General features: G+C 70.8%; 10 protein-coding genes and 1 rRNA gene. 3 read left to right on the top strand and 8 right to left on the bottom strand.

The features are described 5' to 3' along the window. Positions 1-117, top strand: a 5S ribosomal RNA gene (gene rrf, locus DTL70_RS25765). A 242-nt stretch (positions 118-359) separates the two neighbouring features. After that, positions 360-1,652 carry a ricin-type beta-trefoil lectin domain protein gene (locus DTL70_RS25760; RefSeq protein ID WP_147266820.1) on the top strand — a complete coding sequence of 431 codons (1,293 nt, stop codon included), beginning with the start codon at positions 360-362 and terminating at the stop codon, positions 1,650-1,652. An 81-nt stretch (positions 1,653-1,733) separates the two neighbouring features. On the opposite strand, the gene DTL70_RS25755 is transcribed toward DTL70_RS25760, so the two are convergent. The 6 genes from DTL70_RS25755 to DTL70_RS25730 all read right to left on the bottom strand — a co-directional run bounded on the left by DTL70_RS25755 (position 1,734) and on the right by DTL70_RS25730 (position 10,361). Next, positions 1,734-3,107, bottom strand: coding sequence for an RICIN domain-containing protein (locus tag DTL70_RS25755; protein ID WP_114024388.1), 1,374 nt, complete (start codon positions 3,105-3,107; stop codon positions 1,734-1,736). An 80-nt stretch (positions 3,108-3,187) separates the two neighbouring features. Next, positions 3,188-4,876, bottom strand: a complete 1,689-nt coding sequence (locus tag DTL70_RS25750; RefSeq protein WP_114024387.1) for a hypothetical protein — start codon at positions 4,874-4,876, stop codon at positions 3,188-3,190. Between the two features lie 142 nt (positions 4,877-5,018). Then, entirely contained in the window at positions 5,019-6,449 is a 1,431-nt protein-coding gene (locus DTL70_RS25745; protein ID WP_114024386.1) for an ATP-binding protein, read from the bottom strand. A gap of 105 nt (positions 6,450-6,554) precedes the next feature. Continuing rightward, complete coding sequence (locus DTL70_RS25740; protein WP_114024385.1) at positions 6,555-8,063, bottom strand: SCO6880 family protein; 1,509 nt, start codon at positions 8,061-8,063, stop codon at positions 6,555-6,557. 53 nt (positions 8,064-8,116) lie between these two features. Then, the gene (locus DTL70_RS25735) at positions 8,117-9,496 is read right to left on the bottom strand and encodes a hypothetical protein (RefSeq protein WP_114024384.1); all 1,380 of its coding nucleotides are present in this window, start codon (positions 9,494-9,496) and stop codon (positions 8,117-8,119) included. Next, the gene (locus tag DTL70_RS25730) at positions 9,486-10,361 is read right to left on the bottom strand and encodes a DUF8175 domain-containg protein (protein ID WP_114024383.1); all 876 of its coding nucleotides are present in this window, start codon (positions 10,359-10,361) and stop codon (positions 9,486-9,488) included. Before DTL70_RS25730 ends, DTL70_RS25735 begins: the two co-directional genes overlap by 11 nt. Before the next feature lie 354 nt (positions 10,362-10,715). On the opposite strand from DTL70_RS25730, the gene DTL70_RS25725 reads away from it, so the two are divergent. Further along, positions 10,716-11,015 (top strand): YiaA/YiaB family inner membrane protein, encoded by a 300-nt coding sequence (locus DTL70_RS25725; RefSeq protein WP_181861085.1) that lies wholly within the window; start codon positions 10,716-10,718, stop codon positions 11,013-11,015. A gap of 135 nt (positions 11,016-11,150) precedes the next feature. Here the strand turns inward: DTL70_RS25725 and DTL70_RS25720 are convergent, their stop codons facing one another. Both DTL70_RS25720 and DTL70_RS25715 read right to left on the bottom strand, forming a co-directional pair. After that, complete coding sequence (locus DTL70_RS25720; RefSeq protein WP_114024382.1) at positions 11,151-11,798, bottom strand: O-methyltransferase; 648 nt, start codon at positions 11,796-11,798, stop codon at positions 11,151-11,153. Between the two features lie 168 nt (positions 11,799-11,966). Then, complete coding sequence (locus DTL70_RS25715; RefSeq protein WP_114016278.1) at positions 11,967-12,275, bottom strand: hypothetical protein; 309 nt, start codon at positions 12,273-12,275, stop codon at positions 11,967-11,969. Between the last annotated feature and the right edge of the window lie 178 nt (positions 12,276-12,453).

The raw sequence follows: 12,453 nt of genomic DNA, 5'->3' as shown, positions 1-12,453 counted from the left end.
TTCGGTGGTCATAGCGTGAGGGAAACGCCCGGTTACATTTCGAACCCGGAAGCTAAGCCTTTCAGCGCCGATGGTACTGCATGCGGGAGCGTGTGGGAGAGTAGGACGCCGCCGAACTATTCGTGAGGAAAGCCCCGTTGGCACACGCCAACGGGGCTTTCTTTTTTGCGTTCACGGGGTTCGTAGCCCGGTCGCGCGCTTCGTCTTTTCGCCGGCATTCCCTTTTGAGCTCGCCCCTGACTTGTTCTTGCGAGGCGCTCGGCCGTTCTCGCGCCTCGTGGTAACGGTTGAGTCACGGCGCGGGACGGTGTGGGCGGTCAGCGCTCTCCGTTTGTGTACCCCCACGAACAGGAGGCTGCGTGACAACGCATCGGAAGCGGTCCGGAGGCGGCGCACATCGGGCCAGGCGCTGGAAGTTCATCGTCCCGGGAGGCGGTGCCGCGGTGGCGCTCGCGCTCGTGTGGAGCGCGATGGGCATGCCGGGTTGGGCGGACGAGTCCACTCCGAGGACGGCGGCGGAGGTCGCGGACGCGGTGGAGACGGCGCCCATGGGGGCCGTGGCGTGCGACGACGGCGAGGACGGCGACGGCAAGGGGCGTTACCAGGCCGTCTACGTGCACCGGCAGGGGGCCGCCCCACGCGAGGGCGGCCCGCAGGCCGTGCGGCAGGTGCTCTGGGACATCGACCAGACCTTCGAGGCGAGCGCGAAGCGCTACGCGGGTGACGACGAGAGCCGCCGGCCGCGCTTCGTCCAGGACGAGGAGTGCAGGCCCGCGGTGTTGAGCGTCGAGGTCACCGGGTTGGGTGAGAAGCACTCGATGCAGCAGGCGCGGGACGCGGCACGGTCCGTGGTCGAGAAGGAGCTGACGCGGCGGCTGGGTGGTGAGGCGCGGTTCGCCGAGTGGGAGAAGACGCACCGTGAGCTGTTCTTCTACGACACCGGCGAGCCTGACGGCTGTGGCACGGCGGGGACGCCGAGTCCCGAGTCGCGGGCCACGCTGCACGGTGGGTGGGCCGAGGTGTCCTGGGGTTGTGCGAGCGAGAGCGCGTTGACGCACGAGATGGTGCACCAGTTCGGCGTCTCGCACTGCGACGAGGACAAGGCCCAGGGCAACGATCCGATCTGCCGGGGCTACGACGAGACCCCGCGCTGTGACGGTCCGCGTGCCGCGTCGGTACTCGACTGCGGCCTGGACGGGTTCGCCTACTTCCATCCGCGCCCGGCCAAGGGGAGCTACCTGGCCACGCACCCCGAGGAGAACGTGGCGCGCAGCCCGTATCTGATGAAGAACCGGCAGGCCAGGGCGGTGAAGGCCCGGCTGGTGGACGCGGACGGCGGGAAGTGCCTGACCGCTCGGGGCGCGCAGTCGTCGAAGCTCGGACTCGCGGCCTGCGGCGGGGACGGGCAGACGTGGGTGCGCGAGATCGGCGGACGTGGCTACTTCAAGTTCAAGCTGGGAGAACGCTGCCTGGAGAAGCGCGACGGCGGGCGCGCGGTACTGGCCGACTGCGCGGCCGGCAAGTCCGCGCAGCACTGGTGGGTGAACGCCAATGTGGGCGACCGACTGGACGGGTACCACCTCGTGCACCGTTCGGGCGGTGACCCCGTGACCGTGGGCGACGCCACGACCTTCCGGATGCGTCAGGCGTAGGCACAGGCGTGGGCGTGGGCGTAGGTGTCGCCCACGCGTCGTCGACGACCACGGCGACGGCGACTCGCCGGGGTCGCGTCATCAGCGGTCCAGCGGGTCGCCGTCGTAGCGGAAGCGCAGGGACGGGGTGTTGTAGTAGTTCGCCGTCGTTCCGATGGTGGACGGGTGGGTTCTGCCCTGCGCGGCGTCGTGCCAGGCGTCGAGCCCGAGGAAGTGGAGGCGTGACCCCTGCTGGGCGAAGGCCATGGTGCCGTCGTCCTGCGGGAAGTACGTCCAGCGGGCGGTGCGGTTCTGCGAGGCGCACGACTGCTGGTGTACCGGTGCACCGTCGGTCTCGGTGCCCGTGTGGACGAGGCAGAGACCGCTGGCGCGGTTGCGCAGCTGTGCTTCCTGGGCCGGCTTGTTGAGCAGCAGGTCCCACTGTTGCGAGGCCGCGCCGGTGCAGGGCGCCTCGTGCGGAGCGGATCCCGGGGCGTCGGAGATGTCCATGCAGCGGCCGGTCGAGGCGATCCGCAGCCGGGTACGGGCGTCGGCGGGCTGGGCGGCAGGCCTGCTGGGTTTCCGCACTGCCTGTGTGCGGCTCGGCGACGGGGGCGGAGAGCTCTTCGCCGGGGTGGGGGTGGACCGGGTGCCGGTCGGCGGTGCGTGGGTGGCGGGCGGGTGCCGGGGAGCGGCGGCGCGGGGCTCGTCCTCGCCGTCCGGGAAGAAGACGAATCCCCCCACGGCCAGCGCCAGCAGCGAGGCACCGACGCCGGCGCCGATCTTGACGCCGGCCGTGGTCGAGGCGGCACCGGAGGCTCCGGCGGTCTTCCCCGCTGCTGCCGTCCCGGCTGCCACGTTCGCGGCCGTCGTCACACCCGTCGCCGCTGTCGCCGAGGCGGTCGCGGCTGCCGTGGCACCGCCTGTGCCGTGGGGTGTGCGGGCTTCGGTGGGGGTCTCGGAGAGCCAGCGGTCGAAATCGGGCGCCAGTTCGGTGCGGCGTGCGGTCTCGGACCAGGCGGCTGCCGTGCGACGGACAGCCGTGAGGAGGTAGGGCCGCCACGCCTCCGTGGGGCCGCCGCCGGCGCGCACGGCCTGGAGCGTGCGGGTGAACGCCTCGGAACCGAGGTCCTCCGCCGTGTGCGGGTCCCGGCAGCAGGTGCGGGCGTAGGCCAGCACGGCCGGGTGATGGCGCCGGTAGAGCTCGTCGAGAGCCGCTTGCCCGGTGAACGGGTCGCTCGCGCGGAGATCCTGTGTGAGAGCCGCGTCGCTGCGCTGCGCGGGCCCACCCGACGTCGTGTGCGGAACCGGACCGTCCGGGGAGGCGACACCGTGCCCTTGCCGGTCAGCAGGGCCGGCCGGGTCAGCGGAGTCGGCCGGGTCAGCGGGGTGGTGGCCGCTCGGGGCTCCGTGGTCCTCATCCCCCGTGCTGACGCCGGTGGGGGGTGGGGAGTTCGTGGGGCCGCTGTGACGCATGCACGTCATTGTGGCGGACGTGTGTGCGAGCCGGAAAGGTGAGGCCGCGACGCGGACGGAGACGCACCGACGGGCGTCGGTCAGGAGGGCGGCGTGACGGTCAGCTCCAGCACCGTCGTCAGTGGTGGGTCGAGCCGGCCGTCAGATGACCGTGCGGCCATGCGGCGGCCGTGCTCGACCACGCTCTCGATGAGCGCGTTCAGCAGCGGTAGCACCTCCGGCTCCGCGCCCACTACATACAGTGTGCCCGCTTCGGCGATGAACGATTCCCTCGCGAGCCTGTCGGCTCGCTCGGCCGAACACGCGTTGCGCACGTGCAGCTGCGACAGAGGAGCCAGCGCCCGCCGGATCAACGCGACCGCGTCGGCGCGCAGTTGCGGATGCCCGGCGAGCGCGGCCTCGAGCTCCCCCGCCGCACCCGCCGTCGCCTTGGGGTGCGAGCGCAGGATCCGTACGGCATCCGCCGTCCCACCCGTCGCCAGCGCCCAGCGGTGCACCTCGCGGAACGGGCGCTTCTCCAGCGCCGCCGCGTGCAGCCAGCAGCGCAGCAAGGTCTCGGCTGTGCTGTGGGTCGTCGCGTCGATGGGGCGCGGGGAGCGCAGCGGCGCCAGCAGAGCCGTCGCCCGGGAGGCGACCGTCGTACGGTCCGCGCAACCGTGGTGCGGCGACCAGCGGATGCGGTCGGGGGTGTCGCAGGCGTGCGTCGGGTCGAAGAGGTGGACAGGACCGAGCTTGGCGCGGGCCGCTTTCGTCGCCGCCCACAGGTCCGGCGTCGCCGAGGTGACGAGGGCGGCACCGGGCGCTTCGAGGACCCGGCCGACGGGATCGCCGTCCGGACCCGATCCGTGCGCGCCGTCGGCCGTCGTGCGCCGGCCTCCCACAAGGCCCCCGACGAGGCCTCCCGCGAGGGCCGTCGCACCGGCTTCGGAGCCGAGGGGCACGCGGGCTGACGTGCGCTCGGGCCCGGTCGGATGTGCGGTGGGGAAAGGAACGGCCGGTGCGTCGGCGGGGGGTGGCGAGGGCGTGCCCTGCGTGCCGGGCGGCGCCGGTGAGGCCGTGGGTGACGCTGTCGGCGGCGCGGCCTCGGTCGGCCACGGCTGCGACCGCTGCGCGGACACGTCGTGTGGCGCCTGCTCTGCGTGGGGCTCCTGCGCCTCGTGGGACACCTGCTGATCGGTACGCGGGTGTGCCGACCGTGCCTGCGGTGCGCCGGGGTGAGGCTGCGGGGAGGCCGGCGTCTGCGGGGAACCAGGTGTCTGCTGGAAGCCAGGCGCCTGGTGGGCCGGATCAGGGGACAGCGGCACGGACCCCTTCGTGAGAAACGTTTCCGCTTCCTCCCGTTCCCGGACCAGCCGCCGGGCCTTCCGTACGGCGCGTGCGCGGGCGACCGTCCCCATCACGAACACCGTGAGCACCATCAGCACCATCAACTGGCTGACGAAGATGCCCCAGAACAGGCCGTAGCCCGACAGCTGCCCCCGCGGGGTACCGGGCCAGGCGCCGGCGATGTCGTGCGGCTCGGTGACCAACTCGCGGATGGCGAGCGGGGTCCTGCCGAAGGTGACGTCGTCCGGCCAGGCGCCGTGGGAGAAGAGGCCGGCCAGACCCGTCGCGGTCCACACGAAGACGGTGAGCCCCAGCAGGAACGCCAGCGCGCCCACCAGCAGGCCGTCGGGGACGCCACCGTCTCCCCCACCGGCCGCGCGGCGCGGCCGGTGCGGGTCGTGGCCGCCGGAGCGGCGGCCCCTTTCACGGTCGTCGTATCGCATCGGCACCGGTATTCAATCGGGGGACGCCGGTCGCGGCAAGATCCCCTCCAGCGGACCACCTGTGCGGGGTACGCGGCGGGTCGGGTGCGGCGGGGCACCTGTACGGGGGGTACCTGTGCGGGGAGCACGCGCCGGGGCGGGCTCACGCCACCGTGGAGCCCGACGAGCGTCCGGGCGAGGAGCGTTCCATCGCCAGCGCCCGCGCCTCGCTCTCCGCTTCCAGATCGGCGTCCAGGGCCGTCTCGAAGACGGTGTCCCGGTCGGCGGAACTCTCCGTCATGGCGCGGTCGGTGAAGACGAGCGGCCGTTCCGCCTCGGTGACCAGGTGCTTGACGACCTGCACATTGCCGTTGACGTCCCACACGGCGATGCCGGGCGACAGTGTCGGAATGATCTCCACCGCCCAGCGCGGCAGGCCGAGCACCTTGCCGGTGGCCCGTGCCTCGTCCGCCTTCTGGGCGTAGATCGTCCGGGTCGAGGCCATCTTGAGGATCGCGGCGGCCTCGCGCGCGGCCGCACCGTCGACGACGTCGGAGAGGTGGTGGACGACGGCGACGAACGACAGGCCCAGCCGCCGCCCGAACTTGAGCAGCCGCTGAAAAAGCTGGGCGACGAACGGGCTGTTGATGATGTGCCAGGCCTCTTCGACCAGGAAGATCCGCTTGCGCCGGTCCGGCCGGATCCAGGTGTGCTCCAGCCAGACACCGACGATCGCCATCAGGATCGGCATGGCGATGGAGTTGCGGTCGATGTGGGACAGGTCGAAGACGATCAGCGGGGCGTCCAGGTCGATACCGACCGTCGTCGGACCGTCGAACATGCCGCGCAGGTCACCGTCGACCAGCCGGTCGAGGACGAGGGCGACGTCCAGCCCCCAGTCGCGGACGTCGTCCAGCGCCACGTTCATCGCCTCGGCCGACTCCGGCTTCGGATGCCGCAGCTGCTCGACGATGTCCGTCAGCAGCGGCTGCCGGTCGGCCGTCGTGGCGTTGACATAGGCGTGCGCCACCTTGAGGGCGAAGCCGGAGCGCTCGTCCAGGCCGCGGCCCAGCGCGACCTCGATGATGGTGCGCAGCAGCGCCAACTGCCCCGTGGAGGTGATGGCCGGATCCAGCGGGTTCAGGCGGATGCCCTGGTCCAGCGCCGCCGTCGGATCGAGGCGGATCGGGGTGATGCCCATCTCCTCCGCGATCAGGTTCCACTCGCCGACACCGTCCTCGCCCTGCGCGTCCAGCACCACCACCTGCCGGTCGCGGAAGCGCAGCTGACGCAGCACATACGTCTTCTCCAGCGCCGACTTGCCGTTGCCGGACTCGCCCAGCACCAGCCAGTGCGGGGCGGGCAGCTGCTGGCCGTAGAGCTGGAAGGGGTCGTAGATGTAGCCCTTCCCGCTGTAGACCTCGCGGCCGATGATGACGCCGGAGTCGCCGAGGCCGGGCGCGGCGGTCGGCAGGTAGACGGCCTGCGCCTGCCCGGTGGACGTACGGACGGGCAGGCGGGTCGTCTCCGTCTTGCCGAACAGGAAGCTGGTGAAGGCTTCGGTGATCGCGGACAGGGGATCGAGCGCGGCCATGCTGGCTACCTCCGGCCTGGAGCGGCGGTGCGGCGAGGGTGGGGCGGCGGTACGGCGCCGACACAGACGAAGCAGTCAGGTCTCATGCAGGGCTCCTTCCGCGCCTCAGCGCCGTATTCCGGTGGCGAACGGGAGAGTGTTGACGAAGGCGCGGTGGTGCTCACGGTCGCACCACTCCAGCTTCAGGTAGCTCTTGCCCGCCGACGCGCGGATCGTCCGCTTGTCGCGGGCCAGCGCCTCAGGGGACCGGGAGGAGACGGTGAGGTAACCGACGATGTTGACCCCGGCCGCGCCCGAGGCCAGATCCTCGCCCCGCTGGTCGACACGGCCGTGCGCGGCGAGGTCACGCGGGTCGACGGTGCGGTTCATCTTCGCCGACCTGCTGGCCTCCGCCTCGTCGTTCGTCTTCTCCGTCAGCATCCGTTCGATGGCCAGCTCGGTCGGCTCCAGATCCATCACCACGGCCACCGTGCGGATGACATCCGGGGTGTGCACGAGCAGCGGCGCGAGGAAGTTGACGCCGACCGGCGTCATCGGCCACTCCTTGACCCACGCCGTGGCATGGCACCACGGGGCACGCGTCGTCGACTCCCGCGTCTTGGCCTGCAAAAACGTCGGCTCGACCGCGTCCAGCTCGGCGGGCCACGCGTTGCGCTTGGACATGGCCTGGATGTGGTCGATGGGGTGATCCGGGTCGTACATCGAATGCACGAGCGAAGCGAGCCGGGCTTGGCCGAGCGGCTGCCGCACCCTGATGTCCGCCTCCGCCAACCGGGCACAGATGTCCGTCAGCTCGCGCGCCATCACTATCGCCAGCCCCTCGTCACGGGACAGCTTGCGGCCCGCCGTACGCCGCGCCGCCTTGGCGATCGTGTCCCCCTCGACAGCCAGCTCCCGCCCGTACTGCATACACGCCACCAGATACGCGCGATGCTGCTCGCTGGAGGTGGAGACCATCGACTGCAACTGGTCGTAGGACGTGCGCAGCCACCCCGCGGCACGCTCGTCGCCCCGCTGCGCCACATCCTTCGCGTGCGCGTCCGGATCCGCGGGCAGCGTACGGGCGAGCATCTGCAGCCGCGTGACATAGCCGTCACCGTTGGCCACATGCTTCAACAGGGTGCCGAAACGGTCGACCAGCGCCTCCTGGTCCTCACTGTCCCGCAACCCGACGCCAGGACCCTCGATCTCGATGGCCGCCGTCACCGTACGCCGGTCCGCGTGCAGCAGAACGGCGATCTCGTCGGGACCGAACGGCGCCGACATCCACGCGATACGGCCCACACCAGGCGGCGGACCGATCTCCACCTCGCGGCCGTCGAGCGTCGTACCCGCCTCCGCCGCGTTCGAACGGTAAGTCGTACCGCGGCGCAACAGCCGCTTGTAGGAACGGTTGATCTCGAACCACCTGTAGAACGTACGGCCCCTGTACGGCACATAGACCGCAGCCAGCGCCAACGCCGGAAAACCGACAAGCGCGGGGATACGAAGAGACAGCACGGGAATCAGCAGACCACTCATCATCCCGAGGAACGCGCCGACCACGATCGCAGCGATCTCGCCCGTGTCACGGTTCTTGCCGACGATCGCGTTCGGCCGGGCCTTGCCGATCATGTACGTACGGCGCTGGGTCGAAAGACCCGAACCCGCCGTGTGCGAAGGCGTCGTCACCCGCGGTCACCCCCCGAAGGGCGAGGCCGCGGCGGGTTCGAGCGGCCGGCCGAACCCCCGGAACCGGACGAGCCCCCGCGCGGCGGGCGCGCCGAATGCGGCGTCGCGCTCGTCGCCGGGGCCGGCGCCGGCTGACGGGGCGGAGGCGCCTCCTCCGCGCCACCGCCACCACCGCCACCACCGCCGCCGCCGCGCGCACTGTGCGCGGCGACACCGCCCGTGACGGCCTGCCCCGAACCCTGACCGCCGCCACCCGAACCCGAACCGGCCGCGTTCGCGGCGGCCGCGGTCTGCCCCCCACGGCCACCGTGCGTCGTGATGCCCTGACGCACCAGCGCCGCGGGCGACGACACCACAGCGGCCGCCCCACGCGACGACGTACGCACCGCGTTGCGGTGATTGGCGATGTCGTCGCCGAACCCTGGCACGAACCGGTAGATCATCGCGCTCGCGAAGATCGCCAACAGGATGATCGCGAGCCCGGACACCACCGCCGAAACCGAATCAGGACCCTCCCCGCCTGCGAGCGCACCCGCGAGGCCCAGCACGATCACGATCACAGGCTTCACAAGAATCACAGCGATCATGATGCCCGCCCAACGGCGCACATGCCCCCACAGATTCTTGTCGACCAGCCCCGCGTAGACGGCCGTGCCCAACAGCGCCCCCACGTACAGCAGCGCCGCCCGCACCACCAGCTCCAGATACAGCACCCCGGCCGCCAGCACCGACACCAGCGACACCACGATCAGCATGATCGGACCGCCGCCGATGTCGTGACCCTTCTTCAAGGCCTCCGAGAACGTACCGAAGAACTTGTCCGTCTCCTTGTCCGTACCGGCCGCCACGATCTCCGTCACCGAATCCGTCGCCGACACCACGGTATAGAGGATCAGCGGGGTGAACGCCGACGCCAGCACCGTCAGCCACAGGAAACCGACCGCCTCCGTCAGCGCCTCCGTGAACGGCACCCCCCGCACCGCGCGCTTCGCCACCGCCAACAACCACAGCGTCAGCGTCAGAATCGTCGACGCCGCGAACACCACGGCGTACTGCCGCAGGAACTCCGTATTCGTGAAATCGACCTTCGTCGTCGAATCCACGAGCTTCGCCAACTTCTCCACCGTCCAACTGGCAGCTTCGGCACAGCCTTTCGCCAGGGAGGAGAGGGGGTCGGTGGCTGCCGTGGGATCGTCGAGAGGGCTTCCGCCGCTGCCGTCGCTCTTCTCGCAGTCCTCGGCGAAGGGGCCCGGTGCGTAGTCGCAGTCCTCCTTGGGGTCTGCCGACGCGCCGGGTGCGAATAGCAGGACAGCGCCCTGCAAACTTGCGAGACCGGCCCCCAGAGGCAGAAGCCGGCGGCGGAGTTCAGCGCGCATAGGTGAAACCTCCGAACTTCTCTACGGCGTCAGAGATCTCGTCCGCGCTCGAAGCCGTGTTGTCGCCGTTCACGGGCGCGGGGCCTTCCTTCTGGGAGAAGTCCTGCACCTTCCAGTCACCGTCTGTCCACTTGAGGTCCAGGCTGAGTGTGAACCAATCGCTTCTGACGGGATTCGTGGACTTCTTTCCCGCGTTGCCGAAGACGCCTGTACACCACACGGCAAGTCGCGCGGAAGACTTCTTGTACTCCCGGACGCTGGTCCCCACCGGGGCGGTACGGGAGACGAACTTCGCTCCTGACTTCGCCGCCCCGTTCTTGTCCAGCCCGATCTTCTCGAACAGCGCGGAGGAGTACGCCTTGTCCATCTTGCGTTGCGTCTCATCGACCTTGGCGGGAACGAAGAGCCGCTGCACGATGGCGTCTCGCTGCGACTTCTTCATCATGTCCGCGGACACCAGTGCGACAGCGTAGTTCGCCGCGGCGCTCTGTGCCCCCTGCTCGGTGTGGGCGAAGCCGGAGGGGATGGTGGTGTCGGAGGAGTTCTTCACGGGTTTTTCACCGGTGGGGGCGGTGGGCTGGGCTCGGGAGTCGCCGCCCCGGGAGTCGTCGGAGGCGGCACCGCCGTCCTCGCCGCCTCCTCCTCCGCGGTTGGCGAAGGCGATGGCGGCGATGAGGAGGACGACCACCGCGACGACGGTGATCAGGCTGCGCCCCGGCCGGCTCGGCGGCCGACCGCCGCTGCCGCCTGCCTCGTTGCCCGGTAGGCGCGTCCGCGTCGTCGTCCGGCTGCCCTCACTCGCGCCGGGCGCGTAGTCGCTCGTGCGAGTACGCCCGTCGTACTCGTCGCCGCCGCCGATGTTCATGCCGGGCTGGCCCCCTCGACCTCTGTCGCTCAACTGCCGTCACTGCATTGTCCCCTCACTTGACGGTAGCGGGGTCACACCGCGCATGTGCCGTGTGCAAGCCAGGTGTTCGGCAGCATGTCGAACGCCTCGCCGGTGCGCCGTGTGCGTTCTCGCCGCTCGTGGCCTGTCTACGTCCGCGCCGGTGGGGCGGGCGGCGTGCAGCCGGTGAATGTTCGCCGGAGGGAGGGCTCGCGGGGAGCCCGGGGGCGCACGGTGCGCCCCCGCTTGCTGAGCGGCACGTGGCGGGGGTGGGTGCCGGAGATGAGTATCCGTACCCATGCTCGTGCCGGCTCTCGCCTGCACGCTGTGGGCATGAGTGAGACGACTCGTTCGCTTCAACGGCCGACGACGACGGCGTTCTTCGTGCAGTCGGCGATTGCTTTCGGTGTGGCGCTCTCGGCGTTGCTCGTCGGGATCGTGCGGTTGCCGGTGGGGCAGTGGGAGCGCGGGTTTCTGGCGCTCGGCCTCGTTTTCGTCGTGACGTCGGCGTTCACGTTGGCCAAGTGTGTCCGGGACCGCCAGGAGGCGGAGGAGGTGACGAACAAGGTCGACAAGGCGCGGATCGACAAGCTGCTCTCGGAGACGGACCCGTTCGCGCCGGGCCACGGCTGAGGGGCGGTCGACGTCTGTCCGCGGACAGACGTCGACCGCGGACAGCTGTGGTGCCTCGTGGAGCTCGGTGGCGGGTTTCCCGCCCAGGGCACGGTTGCGCGGTCGTGCCGTCTGTTCGGGCCCGGGTGCCGCGCGCTACGCGCGCTTGCGTGCGAGTGTCACGCCGTCCCGCAGCGGCAGCATGACGGACTGCATGCGGTCGTCGGCGGTGATCGTGTCGTTGATCCGGCGGATGGCGACGTCCGCCTCGTCCTGTGCTGCCGGGTCCACCACGCGGCCCGTGCGCAGTACGTTGTCGAGTACGAGCAGGCCGCCGGGGCGGAGGCGCGGCACCAGCTCCTCGTAGTACGTCGGGTAGCCCGCTTTGTCGGCGTCGATGAACGCGAAGTCGATGCCTGGTTCCTGCGGCAGCGCGCGGAGGGTTTCGGCGGCGGGGGCGAGGCGCAGGTCGATGCGGTCGGTGAGGCCGGCCCGCTGCCAGTAGCGCCGGGCGACTGCCGTCCATTCCTCGGAGACGTCGCAGGCGATGAGGCGCCCGTCCGCGGGCAGCCCGCGGGCGATGCAGATGGAGGAGTAGCCGGTGAAGACGCCGACCTCGACGGCGGTCGTGGCCCGGGTGAGCTGGACGAGCATCGTGAGGAACTCGCCCTCGTCGTGCGTGATCTGCATCGTCGTGCCGGGTTCCAGCGCGTGGGTCTCCTCGACCAGGTCACGCAGGAGGTCGTCGGCGGGCGTGCAGTGCGCCAGCAGGTAGTCGTCGAGGGCGGGGTTCACGATGTCCATGGGGCTCCTCGGGCTCTTGGTGCTCCTGGGGCACGGGCGGGGACGGTGTCGCTCGTCGGGAGGGGCGGCAGGTCGCCGTCGGTCCGTCGGACCACCGGCCTTACCGGGCCCGCCAGCCGCCAGCCGCCAGTCGCCAGCCCACCTGGGCGTCGGCCCGTGGGTCCGCCGCTAGACGGCCATGCCGTAGACGATGGTGAAGAGGGTGCCGAGCGAGCCGATGATGAACACGCCGGTCAGTCCGGCGACGATCAGGCCTTTTCCTTGCTCGGCGCTGAAGGTGTCGCGCAGGGCCGTCGCGCCGATGCGCTGCTTGGCCGCGCCCCAGATGGCGATGCCCAGGCAGAGCAGGATCGCCACGGCCATGATGACCTCGACCATCACGCGTGCTTCGTGGCCCAGGGAGCCGAACGGTCCCCAGTCGGGCGCGATCCCGCCGATGATGGTGGTGATGTCGCCCTTTTCAGCCGCCAGGAACATGGAGAACTCACCGCCTCGTTTCATGGTTTGTCTCTGACGGATTGTGCCACGGCCTGGTGACAAGGGGAGCGCCGCGCTTACCCGAAGTGCCCGCCGGTACGGGAGTTTTGTCTTGCGGGGCGGCGGGGCGGCGGGGCGGGGGTCGCTGGTCCGTGGGGCCGCCGGGGCGCCGCCGCCC

It is taken from the genome of Streptomyces diacarni (genome assembly GCF_003323715.1).
In the GTDB taxonomy this organism is placed as follows: Bacteria; Actinomycetota; Actinomycetes; order Streptomycetales; family Streptomycetaceae; genus Streptomyces; species Streptomyces diacarni.
Note: the sequence above shows the minus strand (reverse complement) of the source record. Positions and strands in the feature narration are given on the sequence as shown.